The sequence below is a fragment of the Hydrogenophaga sp. UC242_50 genome (assembly GCF_042697355.1).
Classification (GTDB): domain Bacteria; phylum Pseudomonadota; class Gammaproteobacteria; order Burkholderiales; family Burkholderiaceae_C; genus Hydrogenophaga.
In genome coordinates this window covers 4,811,937-4,830,677 of the sequence record NZ_CP170553.1, presented here as the reverse complement: position 1 = coordinate 4,830,677, position 18,741 = coordinate 4,811,937, and the positions used below count along the sequence as shown (strand labels likewise).

The 18,741-nt window shown below is 67.7% G+C and carries 12 protein-coding genes, 1 tRNA gene and 4 pseudogenes; 8 read left to right on the top strand and 9 right to left on the bottom strand.

Annotated elements, in window-relative coordinates:
* Positions 1 to 3: 3 nt before the first annotated feature.
* A complete protein-coding gene (locus tag ACFJGX_RS24600; RefSeq protein ID WP_382323490.1) occupies positions 4 to 1,170 on the bottom strand; it encodes an acyl-CoA dehydrogenase family protein in 1,167 nt (388 codons plus the stop codon).
* A gap of 155 nt (positions 1,171 to 1,325) precedes the next feature.
* Between ACFJGX_RS24600 and ACFJGX_RS24595 the strand changes: the two genes are divergently transcribed.
* The 4 genes from ACFJGX_RS24595 to ACFJGX_RS24580 are packed head-to-tail and all read left to right on the top strand — an operon-like array spanning position 1,326 to position 5,299.
* Positions 1,326 to 2,516: a CaiB/BaiF CoA transferase family protein gene (locus ACFJGX_RS24595; protein WP_382323491.1), complete on the top strand. Its 1,191-nt coding sequence runs from the start codon at positions 1,326 to 1,328 to the stop codon at positions 2,514 to 2,516.
* The gene (locus ACFJGX_RS24590; RefSeq protein ID WP_382323492.1) at positions 2,513 to 3,538 is read left to right on the top strand and encodes an NADPH:quinone oxidoreductase family protein; all 1,026 of its coding nucleotides are present in this window, start codon (positions 2,513 to 2,515) and stop codon (positions 3,536 to 3,538) included. The genes ACFJGX_RS24595 and ACFJGX_RS24590 overlap by 4 nt, the downstream gene beginning before the upstream one ends.
* A 26-nt stretch (positions 3,539 to 3,564) precedes the next feature.
* Positions 3,565 to 4,527 carry a Bug family tripartite tricarboxylate transporter substrate binding protein gene (locus ACFJGX_RS24585; RefSeq protein WP_382323493.1) on the top strand — a complete coding sequence of 321 codons (963 nt, stop codon included), beginning with the start codon at positions 3,565 to 3,567 and terminating at the stop codon, positions 4,525 to 4,527.
* Between the two features lies 1 nt (position 4,528).
* Entirely contained in the window at positions 4,529 to 5,299 is a 771-nt protein-coding gene (locus ACFJGX_RS24580) for an enoyl-CoA hydratase/isomerase family protein (RefSeq protein WP_382323494.1), read from the top strand.
* 61 nt (positions 5,300 to 5,360) lie between these two features.
* On the opposite strand, the gene ACFJGX_RS24575 is transcribed toward ACFJGX_RS24580, so the two are convergent.
* Positions 5,361 to 5,451: transfer RNA gene (locus ACFJGX_RS24575), tRNA-Ser, on the bottom strand.
* A 105-nt stretch (positions 5,452 to 5,556) separates the two neighbouring features.
* On the opposite strand from ACFJGX_RS24575, the pseudogene ACFJGX_RS24570 reads away from it, so the two are divergent.
* Positions 5,557 to 6,828, top strand: a pseudogene (locus ACFJGX_RS24570) (sensor histidine kinase); the annotation flags it as partial.
* A gap of 206 nt (positions 6,829 to 7,034) precedes the next feature.
* Here the strand turns inward: ACFJGX_RS24570 and ACFJGX_RS24565 are convergent.
* The 4 genes and pseudogenes from ACFJGX_RS24565 to ACFJGX_RS24550 form a co-directional block, all read right to left on the bottom strand.
* The gene (locus ACFJGX_RS24565) at positions 7,035 to 7,628 is read right to left on the bottom strand and encodes a response regulator transcription factor (RefSeq protein ID WP_204732508.1); all 594 of its coding nucleotides are present in this window, start codon (positions 7,626 to 7,628) and stop codon (positions 7,035 to 7,037) included.
* A 245-nt stretch (positions 7,629 to 7,873) separates the two neighbouring features.
* The gene (locus ACFJGX_RS24560; protein ID WP_382323496.1) at positions 7,874 to 9,166 is read right to left on the bottom strand and encodes a tryptophan--tRNA ligase; all 1,293 of its coding nucleotides are present in this window, start codon (positions 9,164 to 9,166) and stop codon (positions 7,874 to 7,876) included.
* A 7-nt stretch (positions 9,167 to 9,173) separates the two neighbouring features.
* Complete coding sequence (locus tag ACFJGX_RS24555; RefSeq protein ID WP_382323497.1) at positions 9,174 to 9,842, bottom strand: site-2 protease family protein; 669 nt, start codon at positions 9,840 to 9,842, stop codon at positions 9,174 to 9,176.
* A gap of 63 nt (positions 9,843 to 9,905) precedes the next feature.
* Positions 9,906 to 10,542 (bottom strand): annotated as a pseudogene (locus ACFJGX_RS24550) (L-threonylcarbamoyladenylate synthase).
* Between the two features lie 143 nt (positions 10,543 to 10,685).
* Between ACFJGX_RS24550 and ligD the strand changes: the two are divergent.
* The 3 genes and pseudogenes from ligD (at position 10,686) to ACFJGX_RS24535 (ending at position 14,059) form a co-directional block, all read left to right on the top strand.
* A pseudogene (gene ligD / locus ACFJGX_RS24545) lies at positions 10,686 to 13,201 on the top strand (DNA ligase D).
* Positions 13,198 to 13,839, top strand: a complete 642-nt coding sequence (locus ACFJGX_RS24540; protein WP_382327243.1) for a Ku protein — start codon at positions 13,198 to 13,200, stop codon at positions 13,837 to 13,839. Before ligD ends, ACFJGX_RS24540 begins: the two are co-directional and overlap by 4 nt.
* Positions 13,808 to 14,059 (top strand): hypothetical protein, encoded by a 252-nt coding sequence (locus ACFJGX_RS24535; protein ID WP_382327241.1) that lies wholly within the window; start codon positions 13,808 to 13,810, stop codon positions 14,057 to 14,059. Before ACFJGX_RS24540 ends, ACFJGX_RS24535 begins: the two co-directional genes overlap by 32 nt.
* Position 14,060: 1 nt before the next feature.
* Here the strand turns inward: ACFJGX_RS24535 and ACFJGX_RS24530 are convergent, their stop codons facing one another.
* The 3 genes and pseudogenes from ACFJGX_RS24530 to ppc all read right to left on the bottom strand — a co-directional run bounded on the left by ACFJGX_RS24530 (position 14,061) and on the right by ppc (position 18,727).
* Positions 14,061 to 14,972: a DMT family transporter gene (locus ACFJGX_RS24530; RefSeq protein ID WP_382323498.1), complete on the bottom strand. Its 912-nt coding sequence runs from the start codon at positions 14,970 to 14,972 to the stop codon at positions 14,061 to 14,063.
* Complete coding sequence (locus tag ACFJGX_RS24525) at positions 14,972 to 15,829, bottom strand: 3',5'-nucleoside bisphosphate phosphatase (RefSeq protein WP_382323499.1); 858 nt, start codon at positions 15,827 to 15,829, stop codon at positions 14,972 to 14,974. Before ACFJGX_RS24525 ends, ACFJGX_RS24530 begins: the two co-directional genes overlap by 1 nt.
* 46 nt (positions 15,830 to 15,875) lie before the next feature.
* Positions 15,876 to 18,727 (bottom strand): annotated as a pseudogene (gene ppc / locus ACFJGX_RS24520) (phosphoenolpyruvate carboxylase).
* Positions 18,728 to 18,741 lie beyond the last annotated feature (14 nt).

Here is an 18,741-nt window from a genome sequence, read left to right as displayed (position 1 = left end):
GCGTCAGGAGTGGGAAGCCGAGGCTTCGCGCTTGATCGCCCGGGCGATCACCAGCCGTTGGATCTCCGAGGTGCCCTCGTAGATTTCCGTGATTCGCTGGTCACGATAGCAGCGCTCGACCACATTCGGCTTCACGTAGCCTCGACCGGCCAGCACGGACATCGACGTGTCGCAGATCTCGTGGGAAGCCTCCGTGGAGAAGAGCTTGGCCATGGCGCCGAGCGCACTGACGTCCTTGCCCGCGTCGTAGGCCTTCGCGGCTTCGAAAACCATCATGCGCGCGGCAGAGAAGCTTGTCGCCGCGTCGGCCATCATGAAACCAACGCCCTGGTGGTCGATGATCGACTTGCCGAAGGTCTTGCGCGACGCCGCGAACTCGGCGGCCGCCCGGTAGCTGCACAGGGCGATGCCGAGCGCCTGCGCCGCGACGACGATCCGTCCGACATTGAGCGTGGACAGCGCGAGCTTCAACCCTTGCCCTTCCTCGCCGACCATGCTCTCTTGTGGCACCCAGACGTCCACCTTCAGGTTCGTCGTCGTCGTGCCGCGAATGCCCATCTTGTCTTCGTAGAAGTCGACGACCGCGCCCGCCGTTGACCGGGGCACCCAGAACGCCGTGATGTTGTTCCGCGCACCTTCTTCGCCCGTGCGGGCAAACACGATGAAGTGCGTCGAGTGCCCACCATTCCCGAGCCAGCACTTTTCACCCCGGATGCGCCAGCCGTCACCTTCACGGACGGCCGTGGTCACGACCGCCGCCGCGTCCGATCCGGCGCCACGCTCGCTCAACGCGAAGTTGACCGCCTCCCCCTTGCGGGCCAGCCCCCCGAGCAATGCCTGCTTCTGCGTTTCGTTGCCGCCAAGGAGCACCGGGAAGGCGCCAAGAGACAGCGCCGCCATGATCGCCGCGGTCGACCCGCAGCCAGCACCAATGGCCTCCACCACGGCGACCAGCGACACGAGAGACGCGCCACCACCCCCATAGGCCTTGGGCAGAAACATGCCCGAGATGCCGGACTCCCGCAGCGGGTCCAGGTGCTCGATCGGATAGCGCTGCTCGCGATCGATGGCATCGGCGGCCGGCGCGAAGTGCTTCGCGGTGAGTTCCTGCGCGAGACCCTGCCAACGCAGCGACTCATCCTCCAGCGGCATTTCCCATAAGACCGACATCTGTTTCTCCGTGTTTTGAGGCGCCGTGCGCCGATGAATACTGATTGGTATCTTACGGCTTCATCGATTCCTATGCAATGGGTCTATGTAGCAATGCACCTATTGCCAAACTCACAAGATACTTGTTAGTATGTTGAAAACATACGCAGGATGTCATGACTGGACCATTGCTTGGAATTCGAGTGCTGGACGCGACCGCGGCCCTTTCAGGGCCGGTCGCGACACAAATCCTGGGTGACATGGGGGCCGATGTCATCAAGGTGGAGTCGCCTGACGGCGACACCATCCGCGGCATGGGCCCCGCCCGCCATGACGGCATGGGGGCGATGTTCCTGCACACGAACCGCAGCAAGCGCAGCATCGTTCTCGACCTGAAGGAGGGCGCCGCACGAGAGGCGTTTGTTCGCCTGGCGGGCACTTGCGACATCGTCGTGTGCAACACGCGACCGAAGGCCATGGCGCGCCTGGGCCTGGACTACGCGAGCCTCAGCAAGGAAAGGCCTGGCCTCGTCTACGTGAGCATCGTGGGCTACGGGGCCGGTGGGCCCGACTCCGACAAGCCCGCCTATGACGACCTGATCCAGGCCGTTGCAGGCATCCCGTTGCTCCACGCGCCTGGCGAGCCGCCGCGCTACGCGCCCATTGCCGTCGCGGACAGGGTGACCGGCATCTGCGCCGCCAACGCCGCGCTGGGTGCCATGGTGCACAAGCTGCGCACAGGTCAGGGCCAATGCGTCGAAGTCCCCATGTTCGAGACCATCGCAGCGCTCGTCCTCGCCGACCACATGGCAGGACTGACGTTCGAGCCCTCCCTGGGCCCGCCCATCTTCCAGCGGTACGTGTCCATCCGGCGGCCGTTCCCGACCACCGACGGCTCCATCTGCCTCATGGTCCTGACGGACAAGCAGTGGCGCACCTTCTTCCACACCGCCGGCCAGCCCGAGATGATGGACGACGAGCGCTTCACGACGGTGGCAAGCCGCACCCGGCATCTCGAGGCGCTCTACGACATCGTTGCCTCACTGCTCAAGCAGCGACCCACGGACGAGTGGATCGCCCTGCTGCAGGAGGCCGACATCCCGGTGGCCAAGCTGGAGACGGTGCAGTCCCTCATGTCGCATGCGCATTTGATCAAGACGGGGTTCTTCCAGGAACTGCAGCACCCCAGCGAGGGCGCCATCCGGACGGTCGCAAAGACCAGCAACTGGTCTCTCACGCCAACGGGACCGACCAGGCCGACGCCGAGGCTGGGCGAGCACACGCGCGAAATCCTCGCGGAATGCGGTTATTCGCCGCAGCAGGCAGACCAGCTCATCGCTGCCGGCGCAGCCCGGGAGGCCCGATGAAAGCCGTCGTGTGCCGTGAGTACGGCGGCCTCGGCGCCGCCAGGCTGGAGGAGGTGCCTTCGCCAACGATCCGGCCGGGATGCGTGCGCATCCGGGTGGAAGCCTGCAGCGCGAGCTTCGCGAGCCTTCTGGTCATGGAGGGCAAGCACCAGAACAAGGCGCCCTTGCCACTGATTCCCGGCACCGAACTGGCCGGCGTGATCACCGAAGTGGGAGAAGGCGCATCGCGATTTTCCATCGGCGACCGGGTCATCGCGGGGGTTCAGTCCGGAGCCTATGCCCAGGAAGTGATTGCGCCCGAAGAGACGGTGTTCGCCCTGCCTGACGGGGTGAGCTTCGACACGGGCGCGCAGATCCCCACGATCTACGGCACCGCGTTCGGTGCGTTGGCCTGGCGGGCGAAGGTCGAGCCTGGTGAAGTGGTGCTGGTTCATGGTGCAGGCGGCGGGAGTGGCCTGGCGGCCATCGAGGTCGCCAAGGCGTTGGGGGCGCGCGTGATTGCCACGGCAGGTTCGGAAGAGAAGGCGGCGATCGCGCGGGCCCATGGTGCGGATCTCGCCATCAACTACCGGACAGACAACTGGCGGGAGGCTGTCCTCGCGGCCACCCATGCCCGCGGCGCAGACGTCATCTACGACCCGGTCGGAGGCGAGACGTTCGACCTCTCGCTGCGATGCATCGCACCCGACGGGCGCATCATTCCCATGGGGTTTGCCAGCGGCACCATCCCGACCATCCCGGCCAACATCGTGCTGGTCAAGAACATCACCATCATCGGGGTGTACTGGGGCTACTACTTCGGCTGGGGCAAGCACCCGGTGCCGGCCACCAACGACACCAGGCTGCGGCGCACCTACGCCCAACTGTTCGCGTGGGTCCTGGAGCAGAAGCTGCGCCCCCGTGCGCACGCTGTCCTTCCTCTCGCCAATTTTCGCGAGGCCCTCGAAATGATTGCCTCTCGCGAGGTCATCGGCCGCGTCCTGATGCGGCCACAGCAAGAGACTGCGCCGTCAGCCTCGTAAACCACCTGAACCCAGAAGGAGACACCATGTTGATTCGCCGAGCCTTGTGCGCCATTCCGCTGCTAGCCCTCATCGGGGCCGCGCACGCGCAAGACAAGTACCCGTCCCGCCCGATCATGCTGGTCTCGCCCTATGCCGCCGGCGGGGCAACAGAGACCTTCGCACGTCTGCTGAGCGAGGATTTCTCGGCCATCATCGGGCAGCCCCTGGTCATCGAACAGAGAGCGGGCGCCGCCGGAACGATCGGTGCGCGGTACGTCGCGACCAGCAAACCGGATGGGTACACGCTTCTCGCGAACACGTCACAGCACGTGATGTACGAGGGCATGTACCGGAAGCTGTCCTTCGATGCCATGAAGGACTTCAAGCCCGTCGGCATCCTGGGCTCGTCGCCGATCCTGGTCGTCGTAGCCGAAGCGTCCCCGTACAAGAGCTTCAAGGACGTGCTCGAAGCGGCCAAGACGAAGGACATCACCTACGCATCTGGCGCGCTGGGCTCCTTGCCGCACCTCACAGGTGAGCGCGTCGCGAGCCTGGCCAAGATCAAGATGACCCATGTCCCGTTCTCGGGCAACGCGCCGGCGGTGACCAGCACGCTCGGTGGACACGTCGACATGATGTACTCCACCGCTCCCAGTGTCATCACGCAGATCAAGGGCGGCAAGATGCGGGCCTTGGCGGTCTCGACCAAGGAGCGCATGCCCGAACTGCCGAATGTGCCAACCATCGCCGAGTCCGGCATGGCCGGCTTCGACGTCACGGCCTGGTATGCGGTGTGGGCGCCGAAAGACACGCCCAACGACGTGGTGCGGACCCTCAATGAAACGCTGCGCGCTGCCTCTGCGAAGCCGGCGACCCGCAAGCGCATGGCCGACGCGAGCGTGACGCCCAGCAACCTGACCGCCGAGCAGTTCGCGACCTTCGCGGAGCGCGAGCGCCAGGTTTGGCTGCCCGTGATGAAGGCTGCCGGCCTGGAGCCTGAGAACTGACATGGCCGACGGTGGCGTTGAGGTCCGCGTCGACGGACATGTGGCCTGGGTGACGATCAACCGGCCCGAGCGGATGAACGCGTTCGCCAAGGCCACGTTCGCCCAGCTCGCGGAGGCCTCGCTCAGGCTGGACGACGATCCGCAGGTTCGGGTCGTCGTCTACACCGGCGCCGGTGAGCGCGCGTTCTCCGCGGGCGTGGACCTGAAGGAGCTCGACGCTGCCGGCCGCATGGCGCACCCCATGGGCGGACGGGAGCGAAACCTCAATGAGCTTGTGCTGGAGATGTCCAAGCCCACCATCGCCGCCATCAACGGCGTCGCCGCCGGCGGCGGGTGCGAACTCGCGCTTGCTTGCGACATCCGGATCGCGGCGCAAGGCGCAAGAATGGGCCTGCCGGAAGCCAAGGTGGGGATGGGGGCCAACTTCGGTAGTGTGGTCCTGCCCTTGCTGGTCCCGCGAGGTATCGCCCTGGAACTGTTGTACACCGGGCAACTGGTCGACATGGAGGTGGCGCAGCGGATCGGCCTGGTGAACCACGTGGTGCCTCAGGCCGAGCTCATCGAGCGGACCCGTGCGCTGGCAACCCAGATCGCGGACAACGCACCGTTGACGGTGCAGCGCATGAAGGCCGTCAGCTTCAAGAGCATCGGACTGCCGGCCTCGGCAGCCTTGCGCTTGAACGTAGGCCCGAATCCGTACATCTCTAAAGATCGGCTCGAAGGCAGCCGCGCCTTTGTGGAAAAGCGCAAGCCCAGATTCCTTGGCCGCTAAGGCCGTGCCTGTCTCGTAGGGAGTCTGAACGGGTCGCGACCCCTTGAGCGTCATCAAGGGGTGGCGGAGAGGGTGGGATTCGAACCCACGGTACGTTGAAAACGTACACGGGATTTCGAGTCCCGCGCATTCGACCACTCTGCCACCTCTCCGTGTTCGAAGCCTCAGATTCTAGCAGGCTGCGGAGCGGGGTTTGCCGCAGGTGGTTCGGGCAGGCCGGGTGAGACAATGCGCCATCGCCTGTCCGCTGGTCCTTCATGCTCGTCGATACCCAACCCGCCACCTACCAGCATGTGCCCGCTTCGCCCGAAGTGCGCGACCACTGGGTCAATTCCCAACTCATCGGGGTCCTGATGGACAACATGGGGCCCTCGCTGCTGGCGGGGGTGCTCTCCCTGCCGGTGCTGGTCTACCTCATGGCCGGCCAGGCGAACACCATCGCGCTGGCGGTGTGGGCAAGCTTGACGCTCGTCATGCTGGTGATGCGCTACCGCCTGATCGGCATCTACCGGCTGCGCCACGACAGCCTGGAAGGCCCGCAGCGCATGAATTTCGTGGAGCGCTACCAGTGGTCCTGGACGGCCATGGCGCTGCTTTGGGGTGGCCCGGTGATGCTGAGCTACCAGCAATCGACCCAGGCCACCCAGTTCGTGTGCGGGCTGGTCGTGCTGGGCCAGGGCCTGCTCACCCTGACGGCCTTCAGCGCCTACCTGCCGGTGTTCCGCCAGTACGCCAATGCCCTGATCTTCTCGGTGTTCGTCGGGCTGGCCTGGAACACCTTGTGGATGCTGCACAAGCCCGAAGCGGTGCAGATCGGCCTGGTGCTGATGGCGCTGCTGTTCGTCTTCTGGGGCTTGCTGATCATGGCGGGCCGGCGCCTGCACGAGGTGCACCGCTCCAGCTTCGAGCTGCAGTTCTCCAACCAGGAGCTGATCGATTCGCTGACGCTGCAGACCCGCGCCTCGCTGCGGGCGGTGGCGACCAAGAACCGTTTCCTCGCCTCGGCCGCGCACGACCTGCGCCAGCCGGTGCACGCGCTCAGCCTGTACGCCGACTGGCTGGCCACCGAACCGGAGATGGCGCGCGACATCGCGCCGCGCATCCTGCAGTCCACGCGGGCGATCAATGAGCTGTTCGACTCCCTGTTCGACCTGACCCGCATCGACGCCGGCAACTACAAGGTGCGCCTGCAGCACGTGGACGTGAAAAAACTGTTTGCCGACCTGTCGCTGCAGTTCGAGCCAGTGGCGGTGGGCAAGTCGCTGCGCCTGCGCACGCACACCCGGCCCTGCACGATCTGGTCCGACCCGGTGGTGCTGCGCCGCATCCTGGGCAACCTGGTGTCCAACGCCTTGCGCCACACGCAGCACGGCGGCGTGCTGCTCGGGCTGCGCCACCGCGAGGACATGCTGGTGTTCGAGGTGTGGGACACGGGGGTGGGTATTGCCCGCGAGCACCAGCAGGCGATCTTCCAGGAGTTCTTCCGGGTGTCGCAGCACCAGGGCACCGAGGACAGCCTGGGCCTGGGCCTGACCATTGTCTCCAAGCTCACCTCGCTGATGGGCTACCAGCTCGCCTTGAACTCGGTCGGCGAACCGGGGCAGCGTGTTCCGCGTGATGCTGCCCGACTTCACCCAGCGCGAGCCGCTGGAGGCGCACCCGACGGCCTCGGGCGTCAACTCCGGTTTCTGAGGAGGTTGCCTGGCCGCCCGGTTGGGGCGGGCCAGGAGGGTGATCAGAGGTCGAGCAGGCCGGCGGTGCGGGCCAGGTGGCTCGCCTGCGAACGGCTCTTCACGTTGAGGCGGCGGAACAGCCGCCACAGGTGCACCTTGACGGTGTGTTCGCTGATCTGCAGCTGTTCGGCGATGTCGCGGTTGCTCAGGCCCCGGTCGAGCATGACCAGCAGCTGCTTCTGGCGCTTGGAGAGCTTGTCGGGGATGGTGGGCGCGTTTTCGTCTTCCACCTCATCGGCCAGGAACTCGCGCAGCACCTTGGCGATCTGGGCGGCACCGGCGGACTTTTCCACGTAGGCATCGGCGCCGGCTTCCCGGGCCAGGTCTTCGTAGTCGGAGGAGGGCGAGGCCGAGAGCACGATCAGGGACGTGTCGGGCAGCATCTGGCGCACCTCTCGCACGCCCGAGACGCCGTTGGTGTCGGGCAGCTTCAGGTCGAGGCAGACCAGCTCGGGCTCGCCATGCTCGGCGATGGCCTTGCTCACGGCCGCCAGACGTTCAAGTTCAACGACCTGCGTGGAAGCACGCAGGCGTCGCAACAGCATGACGACGGCTTCGCGCATCAGCGGGTGGTCGTCGATAACAAAAATACTCATGTCTGGCGGGCCGGTAATAACGGAGGTCGAGTTGACAGCATATCGAGAATGCACGTGTTTGGCGATAGCCAATAACGGGCCAATGCAGTCGTTCTTTTTACTTTTGGAACCCAACACCCGGGGGTATTTGAGCCGAGGGGCTCAACGCCGCCGGGGGATCGAGGTCAGAAGAACACGTTCTCGGGGTGCACTGCAAGCCCCGATTGTGTATCAAAGCTTGAACAGGGGTGACACAGGGCGGACACTTATGCCTTGTCGGGGCCGAAATGGGCCAGGGCCTGGGCCAGTGCCGCAGGGTCGGCCCGGGTGGTCAGTTGCGCCTGCAACCCGTCGAGGGCCTGGCTGCCTTGCTGCTGAAGGCGCGCAATGGCGCCGGCGGCTTCCTTGCCCGAAGCGAATCCGGTGCTCTGCAGCAGCAGCTGCCCGCCGGCGTCGACCAGCTTGAAATAGAACAGGCCATCGCTTTCGCGGTACTGCTTGAACGCCGGCGCGGCCGCCTTGGCGGCTTTGGTGGTGGTGGCCGACACCGCGCTGTCGAGCCGGCGCAGGCCGACGGCCTCGCGCAGCCGGGCGGTGAAGGGCGTGGCGATGGCGCGGGCCTTGTCGGCGCCGGCCTTGAGGGTTTTTTCGATGCGCGCCGAGTCCTGGATGAGCTGGTCGTAGACCTCGCGCAGCGGCGCGATCTCGCGATCCAGGCGCTCGAACAGGGTCTGCTTGGCGTCGCCCCAGGCGATGCCCTCGGCGAAAGCCTGGGCCAGCGCGGTGGTTTCGTCGGCCGAGGCGAAGGCCTGGTAGAGCTGGAACAGCGCCGAGCCTTCGGTGGACTTGGGTTCGCCGGGCGCGCGCGAGTCGGTCACGATGCCCATGATGAGCTTGCGCAGCTGTTCGCGCGGCACGAACAGCGGAATCGTGTTGTCGTAGCTCTTGCTCATCTTGCGGCCGTCCAGGCCGGGCAGCAGGGCCACATGGTCCTCGGTCACCGCCTCGGGCAGCGTGAAGTGCTCGCCATAGAGGTGGTTGAAGCTGGACGCCATGTCACGCGCCATCTCGATGTGCTGGATCTGGTCGCGGCCCACCGGCACCTGGTGCGCGTTGAACATCAGGATGTCGGCCGCCATCAACACCGGGTACATGAAGAGGCCGGCGGTCACGCCCGCGTCGGGGTCTTCCCCGGCGGCGTTGTTCTTGTCGACCGAGGCCTTGTAGGCATGGGCGCGGTTGAGAATGCCCTTGCCGGTCACGCAGGTGAGCAGCCAGGTGAGTTCGGGGATCTCGGGGATGTCGGACTGGCGGTAGAAGGTCACCTTCTCCGGGTCGAGCCCGCAGGCCAGCCAGGTGGCGGCGATCTCCAGCGTGGAGCGCTGCACGCGGGCGGGCTCACCCACTTTGATGAGCGCGTGGTAGTCGGCCAGGAAGTAGAAGCTCTCCACCTCGGCCAGGCGGCTGGCGCGCACGGTCGGGCGGATGGCGCCGACGTAGTTGCCCAGGTGGGGGGTGCCGGAGGTGGTGATGCCGGTGAGGACGCGGTGGGTTTTCATGGCGGGATCAGAACAGCAGCATGCGAAGGGGGGAGAGCAGCACCTGGATGGCGCTTTGCGTGAGCGACATGAGGGGGAGCAGCCAGAAGGTGCCGACCACGCCGGTGATGACCAGGGCCATCACGATGAAGAAGCCCCAGGGCTCGACGCGGGAGACGAGGGCGGCCTGTTTCCAGGGCAGCAGGCCGACGAGGATGCGGCCGCCGTCCAGCGGCGGCAGCGGGAACAGGTTGAAGGCGTACATGACGAGGTTGACCTTCAGGCCGGCCTCGCACATCTTGAGGAAGAAGGGCTCTTCCACGCCGATCGCCACCAGCACATAGAACAGCACGATCCAGGCGATGGCCTGGACCAGGTTGGCGCCCGGGCCGGCCAGAGCAACCCAGATCATGTCGCGCTTGGGGTTGCGCAGGCGGCCGAAATTCACCGGCACCGGCTTGGCGTAACCGAACAGGAAGGCGCCGGAGGTGGCGAAGTACAGCAGCAGCGGCATTGCGATGGTGCCGATCGGGTCGATGTGGCTCAGCGGATTGAGCGTGATGCGCCCCATCATCTCGGCGGTGTTGTCGCCGTAGTGCCGGGCCACGTAACCGTGCGCCGCCTCGTGCAGGGTGATGGCGAACAGCACCGGGATGGCGTAGAGAGCGACGGTTTGAACGATCTGGGCGAAATCCATGGTGGGGCGCGGCGGGCAAACGGGTATTGTCCCAGACTGGGCGGGCCGCCCGGTGGGGACGGCTCAGAGGCCGAGGCGGGCCAGGGCGCCCTGGCCGGTGCGCACCACCTCGGGTTCGCCGCCGGTGCCCATGGGCGTGAGATCGACCACCGTGGTGGGCGCCAGCGCGCAGGCGCCGGCGTCGATCACGCCGGCCAGGTCGTGTTCGAGCCGGTCGCGGATGTCCTGCGCGTCGTTGAGCGGGTCGGTTTCGTCGGGCAGGATCAGCGTGGTGCGCCAGCAGCGGGGCGTTGTGCAGGTCCAGCAGGGCCTGCAGGGTCTTGTGCTCGGGCACGCGCAGGCCGATGGTCTTGCGCGAGGGGTGGCTCACGCGGCGCGGCACCTCCTTGCTGGCTTCGAGGATGAAGGTGTAGGGGCCGGGCGTGGCGAGCTTGAGCAGGCGGTACTGCCGGTTGTCCACCTTGGCGTAGCTCGCGAGCTCGCTCAGGTCGCGGCAGAGCAGGGTGAGGTGGTGCTTGTCGTCCACCTGGCGGATGCGGCGCAGGCGGTCGGCCGCGGCCTTGTCGTCGAGGTGGCAGACCAGGGCGTAGCTCGAATCGGTGGGCACTGCGAGCACGCCGCCGCGTTCGAGCAACTGCACCGCCTGCTTGAGCAGGCGCGGCTGCGGGTTCTCGGGGTGGACTTCGAAATACTGGGACATGCCGACATTGTGACCCGCTCGGCGCAATCGACACACACCAGGGGAGACAGCAGAAATTGCCGCAAAGGCGGTGTGCGGCGCGGCCTGCTCCCTTGGCCGTCCTCTGTCGGGGCAGCGGGCGCGCCATTTGCCCTGGAACGTGCATGGCGGCCAACACCTCCTCCTCCTCCTCCAACCTGCTGCAGCGGTACAAAGCCAAGCGAAATTTCGCGCGCACACCGGAGCCACCGGGCGAGGTCGGCCGCGCGGCCAAGGCGCTGGGTTTCGTGGTGCAGAAGCACTGGGCGAGCCGGCTGCACTACGACTTCCGCATCGAGCTGGACGGCGTGATGAAGAGTTGGGCCGTGCCCAAGGGCCCCAGCCTGGACCCCGGTGACAAGCGCATGGCGGTCGAGGTGGAAGACCACCCCCTGGCCTACGCCGCCTTCGAAGGCACGATTCCGCCCAGGCAGTACGGGGCGGGCAAGGTCATCGTCTGGGACAAGGGGGTGTGGGCGCCCGAGGGCGACCCCCACGCCGGGCTGCGCAGCGGCAACCTGAAGTTCGAGTTGCTGGGCCACAAGCTGCGTGGGCGCTGGGCGCTGGTGCGCATGAAGACGCGCGACGAGAAAAAGCCCGCCTGGCTGCTGATCAAGGAGCGCGACGCCTTTGCCCGGCCCGCGGACGAGTTCAGCGTGGTCGACGCCGCGCCGGACAGCGTGGCCTCGCAAGGCATGCCATCGAAGGACACGGCCGACTGGCCGCCCCAAGCCGTGCCGGCCGCGCTGCCGGCCACCCTGTCGCCGCAGCTCGCCACGCGCTCGGAAAGCCCACCCGCCGCCGAGGCGGACTGGCTCTACGAAATCAAGTTCGATGGGTACCGCATGCTGGCGCGCATCGAAGGCACCGAGGTGAAGCTGTTCACCCGCAATGGCCACGACTGGACGCACCGCCTGCGGCCGCTGCACCAGGCGCTGCAGGACAGGCACCTGCCGCCGGGCTGGTACGACGGCGAGATCGTCGTGTTCGGCGACAGTGGCCTGCCCGACTTCGGCGCGCTGCAGCGGTCGCTGGAGAACGAGCGCACCTCGGCCGTCGTGTTCTACCTGTTCGACCTGCCCTACGTGGGCGGCCACGATCTGCGGGCCGCGCCGCTGGTGGCGCGCCGCGCGGTGCTGGAGCGCCTGCTGCGCGACCACCCCGGCGGTGATGCGGTGCGCTTCAGCGCGGTGTTCGAGGAGTCCGCCGCCAGCGTGTTGACGTCGGCTTGCCGGCTCGGCCTGGAGGGCGTGATCGCCAAGCGCAAGGACGCCCCGTACCGGTCCACGCGCGGCACCGACTGGCTCAAGCTCAAGTGCGGGCAGCGCCAGGAGTTCGTGATCGGCGGTTTCACCGAGGGCAAGGGCTCGCGCACCGGCTTTGGCGCCCTGCTGCTGGGCCTGCACGAGGCGGACGGCTCGCTGCGGCATGTGGGCAACGTGGGCACCGGCTTCGACACCGGCACCCTGTCCAGCCTGCACCGGAAGCTCAAAGCCCTGGAGCGGCGGACCAGCCCGTTCGCCCAGGCGACACTGGCGGGCCGGCCCCACTGGGTCACGCCCTCATTGGTGGCCGAGGTGGCCTTCTCGGACTGGACACACGCGGGCCACATCCGCCATGCGGTGTTCGTGGGGCTGCGCGAAGACAAGGCCGCAACAGCGGTGGAACGGGAGGTGGACGTGCCCAAGCCGAACGACTCGCCCGCGCCGGTGCGCAAACCGGGCAACCCGCCCGTGCCGGCGCAGAAGCCGCCCGCGCCTTCATCGGTGCGCGTGACCCACCCCGAGCGCGTGATCGACGCGAGCACCGGCGTGTCCAAGCTCGATCTGGTCACGTTCTACGCCACCGTGGGGCCGCTGATGATCGAGCACCTGCGGCAGCGGCCGGTGGCCCTGATGCGCGCGCCTTCGGGCATCGAGGGCGAGCTGTTCTTCCAGAAGCATGTGCCGCCGTCGATGAAGATGGCCGGCGTGGTGCAGCTCGATCCCGCGCTGGACCCGGGCCACGACCCCTGGGTGGCGGTGGCCACGCGGCGCGGGCTGCTCTCGGCGGCGCAATGGAACGTGGTCGAGTTCCACACCCAGAACGCGTTCGCGCGCACCTTCGAGAAGCCCAACCGCATCGTGTTCGACCTCGACCCAGGGGAAGGCGTGGCCTGGGCGCAGGTGCAGGAAGCGGCGCAGCTCACGCATTCGCTGCTGGACCACCTGGGCCTGGTGAGCTTCCTCAAGACCAGCGGTGGCAAGGGCTTGCACGTGGTCGTGCCGGTGCGCCAGCAGCACGACTGGGACAGCGTGAAAGGGTTCGCGCAGGCCGTGGTGCGGCACATGAGCGAGACCATTCCGCAGCGCTTCGTGCGCAGAGCGGGCCGAAGAACCGGGTCGGCAAGGTCTTTGTCGACTACCTGCGCAACGGGCGCGGGGCGACCACCGTCAGCGCCTGGTCGGCGCGCGCGCGCCCGGGCATGGGCGTGTCCGTGCCGCTGGACTGGAGCGAGCTGCCGGCCTTGCGCGGCAGCGACCACTGGCACGTGCGCAACATCGCCGAGCGCCTACCCATCGGCAACCGGCCCTGGAACGGCTATGCGCGGTCCGCGCGCTCGCTCACGCCGGCCATGAAGCTGCTGGGGTACCCGTCATGAGCCCGCGCGTGATCTGGAAAGGCGCCATCAGCTTCGGTCTGGTGCACGTGCCGGTGGCGCTGTACCCCGCCTCGCAGGACAGCGGCATCGACTTCGACTGGTTGGACCGGCGCTCCATGGACCCGGTGGGCTACCAGCGCATCAACAAGCGCACGGGCAAGCCGATCAAGGGCGACGACATCGTCAAGGGCGTCCAGCAGGACGATGGCGAGTACGTGATCGTGAGCGACGAGCAGATCAAGGCCGCCTACCCCGTGTCCACGCAGACCATCGAGATCGAGACCTTCGTGCAGGCGGCCGAGATCCCGTTCCTGCTGCTGGAGAAGCCGTACTACCTGGAGCCCATCGGCAAGGGCGAGAAGGTCTATGCCCTGTTGCGCGAGGCCATGGCCCAGGCTGGCGTGATCGGCATTGCGCGCGTGGTGATGCACACCAAGGAACACCTGGCCGCGCTGATTCCCATGGGGCCTGCGCTGGTGCTCAACACCATCCGCTGGGCCAGCGAGATCCGGCCGGTGGAGGACCTGAAACTCCCGGCGGCCGGCAAGTCGGCCGCGGGCGTAAAGGCGGCCGAGCTCAAGATGCGCAGCGCAGCTCATCAGCGACATGACCGGTCCCTGGGACCCGGAGGCCTATGAGAACCGGTTTGTCAGCGCGGTGCAGGCCCTGGTGCGGCAGAAGGTGAAGGCCGGCGACACCAAGACCGTGACGCCGCTGGAAGACGCGACCGAAGCGGCGGCACCGTCGAACGTGGTCGATCTCACCGAGTTGCTGGCGCGCAGCCTGGCCGGTCGCAAGGGTGGCACCCCCAAGGCCGCCACGGCGAAGAAAACCGCCCCGGCCCGTCGGCGGGCCTGAATCACTCGGGTGGGTGGGCGTCGGCCGGCAGGCGCCGGTCGCGCGCGGTGAGCCAGCTCGCGGTGGCGCCGCACAGCACGATCAGCGCGATGCCGATCAACTCCCACCGGCCTGGCACGTGGCCGAACACCAGCCAGCCGCAGAACATGGCGAAGCCGATCTGGCCGTAGAGGTAGGGCGTGAGCGTGGAGGCCGGCGTGCGCTGGAACGCCAGGATCAGCAGGAAGTGGCCGACCGTGCCCATGAGCCCGATCAGACACAGGATGGCGAAGGTGGCGATGTCGGGAATCGTCTGCCAGACCACCGGCAACACCAGGCTGGAGACCAGCGCACCGACCCAGCCGGTGTAGAAGTGCATGGTCATCGGGTCTTCGGTGCGCGCCATCTTGCTGGTGAGGATCTGGAACCAGGCGTAGGTGAACACCATCACCAGGGGCAGCAGGCTGGCCCAGCCGATCACGTCGCCACCGGGCTGCACCACCAGCAGCGCGCCGGCAAAGCCGCCCACCACCAGCAACCAGCGCAGCGGCGGCACGCGCTCGCGCAGGAACAGGGCCGCCAGCAGCGTGACCACCAGCGGCGTGATCATGACGATGGCGGTGAACTCGCCCACCGGCATGTACTGCAGGGCGACGAAGGACAGCGCGCTCACCGTCAGCAGCAGCGCGCCGCGCAGCAGCTGGAATCGCGGGTGCTCGGTGCGCACCAGGCCGCGGCCGCGCACCGGCAGCATGACGGCGGTGACGAGCACCGCATGGAACACGTAGCGGAACCACACGGCCATCAGCACCGGCACGAAGGCGCCGACGTACTTCACCGAGGTGTCGAGCACCGCGAAGCAGGCCGTGGCCAGGATCAGGAAACCGATGCCCAGCGCGGCCTGCGCGGGCGTGTGGCGCGGAGGCTGCGCCATCACTGCAGGATGCGCGACTGCAGCAAGGCCCACACGGGCGTGACGCTGCCCGGCAGGTCGGGCAACTGGCCCAGGTCGGTGTGGCTTTCTTCGGGGCTGTGGAAGTCGCTGCCGCGCGACGCGGCCAGGCCGAACTCCTGGCAGAACCCGGCGTACTTGACGTAGTCGGCCTGCCCGTGCGCGCCGGTCATCACTTCCACGCCCTGGCCGCCATGGGACTTGAATTCGGTGAACAGCGCGAACTCTTCGTTGGGCGTGAGCTTGTAGCGCCCCGGGTGGGCGATCACCGCCACACCACCGGACTGCTTGATCCAGCCCACCGCGTCACCCAGCGCCGCCCAGCGGTGCGGCACGTAGCCGGGCTTGCCTTCGGTGATGTACTTGCGGAACACTTCGTTGGTTTCCTTGCACACGCCGATTTCCACCAGGTAGCGCGCGAAATGCGAACGCGAGATCAGTTCCGGGTTGCCCACGTATTTCAGCGCGCCCTCGTACACGCCCTTGATGCCCACACGGGCCAGGTCGTCGCTCATTTCGCGCGCGCGTTGTTCGCGGCCGCCGCGCGTGGCGCGCAGGCCGGCCAGCAGGGCGGGGTGCTGGTGGTCCATGCCCAGGCCGACGATGTGCACGGTGATGCCGGCGAAGGTGACCGAGATCTCCGTGCCCGTGAGGTAGGGCAGGCCGGCCTCGCGCGCCGCGGCGATGGCGCGGTCCTGGCCGCCCAGTTCGTCGTGGTCGGTCAGCGCCCACAGTTCGACGCCGTTGGCCTTGGCGCGCTGGGCGAGCACCTCGGGCGTGAGGGTGCCGTCCGAGATCACGGAGTGGCAGTGCAGGTCGGCGTTGAGCAAGGGGTTCACCCGTTCATTTTAGGTGGGGGTGCCATGGCCCTGTGCGTCCAGGGGTTCAGCCCGTGTTCCGCAGGCCGGCGGCGATGCCGTTGATCGAGATGTGGATGCCCCGGCGCACGCGTTCGTCGCGGTCGGCCTGGTTCTCGCCCGCCCGGTAGCGGCGCACCAGCTCCACCTGCAGGTGGTGCAGCGGGTCGATGTACGGGAAACGGTGGCGCATGGAGCGCTGCAGCGCGGCGTTGTTCACCAGCCGTTGCTTTTCACCGGTGATGAGCGCCAGCGCGTCGGCCGTGCGCTGCCATTCGGCCTCGATGGCCTTGAACACCTGGTTGCGCAGGCGCTTGTCGGGCATGAGCTCGGCGTAGCGCGAGGCCAGGGCGAGGTCGCTCTTGCCAGCACCATGTCCATGTTGGAGAGCAAGGTGCTGAAGAAGGGCCACTGCTTGACCATCTTCTGCAGCAGCGCCTTCTGCGCGGCCACGCCCTTGGGGCCGTCCTGGTGCAGGAAGGCGTGCACCGCCGAGCCGAAGCCGTACCAGCCCGGCAGGGTGAGGCGGCACTGGCCCCAGCTGAAGCCCCAGGGGATCGCGCGCAGGTCCTCGATCTTCTGCGTGGCCTTGCGCGAGGCCGGGCGCGAGCCGATGTTGAGTTCGGCGATCTCGCGGATCGGGGTGGCGGCGAAGAAGTACTCGGCGAAGCGCGGGGTGTCGTAGACCAGCGCGCGGTAGGCCGCCATGCTCTGGCGCGAGAGTTCGTCGGCTGCGGTCAGGAAAGCGGCGGGCGCGTTGCGCGTGGGCTTGAGCAGCGTGGCTTCCAGCGTGGCGGCCACCAGGGTTTCGAGGTTGCGCCGGCCGATCTCGGGGTTGGCGTACTTGGAGCCGATCACCTCGCCCTGTTCGGTCAGGCGGATCTGGCCGCGCACCGTGCCCGGGGGCTGCGCCAGGATGGCCTGGTAGCTCGGGCCGCCGCCCCGGCCCACGGTGCCGCCGCGGCCATGGAACATGCGCAGCTGGATCGGTTTCTCGGCGCCCTTGTTGAGCGTGTCGAACAGCTCGACCAGCGCGATCTCGGCGCGGTACAGCTCCCAGTTGCTGGTGAAGATGCCGCCGTCCTTGTTGCTGTCGGAGTAGCCGAGCATGATGTCTTGCTCGCTGTAGCCGTCGCCCGCGCCGCGCTGCACCATGGCGCGCACGCCGGGCAGGGCGAGGTACTCGCGCATGATGGGCGCGGCGTTGCGCAGGTCTTCGATGGTCTCGAACAGCGGCACCACGATCAGGTCGCACACCGCGTCCTCGGCCAGTGTGCCGCGCATCAGGCCGGCTTCCTTCTGCAGCAGCAACACCTCGAGCAGGTCGCTCACCGTTTCGGTGTGGCTGATGATGGCGTGGCGGATGGCCTGCGCGCCGAAGCGCTCGCGCCCGCTGCGCGCGGTGTCGAAGATCGCCAGCTCGCCCAGCGTATGGGCCGAGTAGGCGACGCCGGGCACGCGCAGGGGGCGCGCGTCGTTCAGCTGGCGCAGCAAGACGGCGCGTTTGCCCGCTTCGTCGAGCTTCGAGTATTGGGGCTCGATGCGCGCGGCCGCGAGCAGCTCGGCCACGACTTCCTCGTGCTTGTCCGAGCTTTGCCGCAGGTCCACGGTGGCGAGGTGAAAACCGAACACTTGCACCGCGCGCATCAGCGGCAGCAGGCGCGCGCGCGCCAGGGCTTCGCCGTGGTGGGCCTTGAGCGAGGCCTCGATGGTGCGCAGGTCGTCCAACAGCTCGGCGGCGCTGGCGTAGGGGTCTTGCGGCGCGATGGCGTGGCGCGCCGCTTCGCCGCCGGTGAGCCTCCCGAGCGTGGCCGCGAGGCGCGCGTACATGCCGGTGAGCGCGCGGCGGTAGGGCTCGTCCTGGCGGTGGGCGTTGGTGTCGGGCGAGCGCTCGGCCAGGGCCTGCATGGCCGGGCTCACGCTGTTGAGCATGGCCGAGACCGACAGCTCCGCGCCCAGGTGGTGCAACTGCGTGAGGTGGTGGCGCAGCACCATGTCGGCCTGGCTGTGCAGCGCGAGCTCCAGGGTCTGCGCGGTCACGTTGGGGTTGCCGTCGCGGTCGCCGCCGATCCACTGGCCCATGCGCAGGAAGGGGGCGATGGGCGGCGCGGCGTTGCCGCTGTCGCCCAGGCCTTCTTCCAGTTCGCGGTAGAGGCGGGGGATCTGCGTGAGGAAGGTCGCTTCGTAGTAGCTCAGCGAGTTCTCGATCTCGTCGGCCACGGTGAGCTTGGTGAAGCGCAGCAGGCGCGTCTGCCAGAGCTGCGTGACGCGGGCGCGGATCTGCGCCTCGATGTCGGCGCGCTCTCTCGGCAGGCGCTGTGGTTCGTCGCGCTCGCCCAGCAGGCGGGCGATGGCGCGTTCGGCGTCCAGGATGCTCTTGCGCTGCACCTCGGTGGGGTGGGCGGTGAGCACGGGCGAGATGTGGGCGCTGGCCAGCGTCTGCACCACCTCGGCGGGCGCGATGCCGGCCTTGTGCAGGCGCTGCAGCGTGCGCGCGAGGCTGCCTTCCTGCAGGTTGCCGGCGCGCTCGTGCACCGCGCGGCGGCGGATGTGGTGGCGGTCTTCGGCCAGGTTGGCCAGGTGGCTGAAATAGGTGAAGGCGCGGATCACGCTCACGGCCTGGTCGCCGGTCAGGCCCTTGAGCAGCTTCTTCAGCGCCTTGTCCGCCGATTCATCCGCATGACGGCGGAACGCCACTGAAAGTTGGCGGATCTGCTCGATCAGGTCGAACGCGGCCTGGCCCTCCTGCTCGCGGATCACGTCGCCCAGGATGCGGCCGAGCAGCCGGATGTCGTCGATGAGCGGCTGGTCCTTGTCGGCCCGTCCGGCGCCCTGGTTGGTGGTGGTTTTGTGGGCGGGGCGGGCGGGCTTTCGCGTCATGGTAGATGGTGGGT

Coding starts and splice junctions, on each gene's coding strand:
- ACFJGX_RS24540 (WP_382327243.1), top strand. CDS start 13,198: ATGAGCCCGCGCGTGATCTGGAAAGGCGCCATCAGCTTCGGTCTGGTG.
- ACFJGX_RS24580 (WP_382323494.1), top strand. CDS start 4,529: ATGGCCGACGGTGGCGTTGAGGTCCGCGTCGACGGACATGTGGCCTGG.
- ACFJGX_RS24535 (WP_382327241.1), top strand. CDS start 13,808: ATGACCGGTCCCTGGGACCCGGAGGCCTATGAGAACCGGTTTGTCAGC.
- ACFJGX_RS24555 (WP_382323497.1), bottom strand. CDS start 9,842: ATGGATTTCGCCCAGATCGTTCAAACCGTCGCTCTCTACGCCATCCCG.
- ACFJGX_RS24560 (WP_382323496.1), bottom strand. CDS start 9,166: ATGAAAACCCACCGCGTCCTCACCGGCATCACCACCTCCGGCACCCCC.
- ACFJGX_RS24530 (WP_382323498.1), bottom strand. CDS start 14,972: ATGGCGCAGCCTCCGCGCCACACGCCCGCGCAGGCCGCGCTGGGCATC.
- ACFJGX_RS24590 (WP_382323492.1), top strand. CDS start 2,513: ATGAAAGCCGTCGTGTGCCGTGAGTACGGCGGCCTCGGCGCCGCCAGG.
- ACFJGX_RS24595 (WP_382323491.1), top strand. CDS start 1,326: ATGACTGGACCATTGCTTGGAATTCGAGTGCTGGACGCGACCGCGGCC.
- ACFJGX_RS24565 (WP_204732508.1), bottom strand. CDS start 7,628: ATGAGTATTTTTGTTATCGACGACCACCCGCTGATGCGCGAAGCCGTC.
- ACFJGX_RS24600 (WP_382323490.1), bottom strand. CDS start 1,170: ATGTCGGTCTTATGGGAAATGCCGCTGGAGGATGAGTCGCTGCGTTGG.
- ACFJGX_RS24585 (WP_382323493.1), top strand. CDS start 3,565: ATGTTGATTCGCCGAGCCTTGTGCGCCATTCCGCTGCTAGCCCTCATC.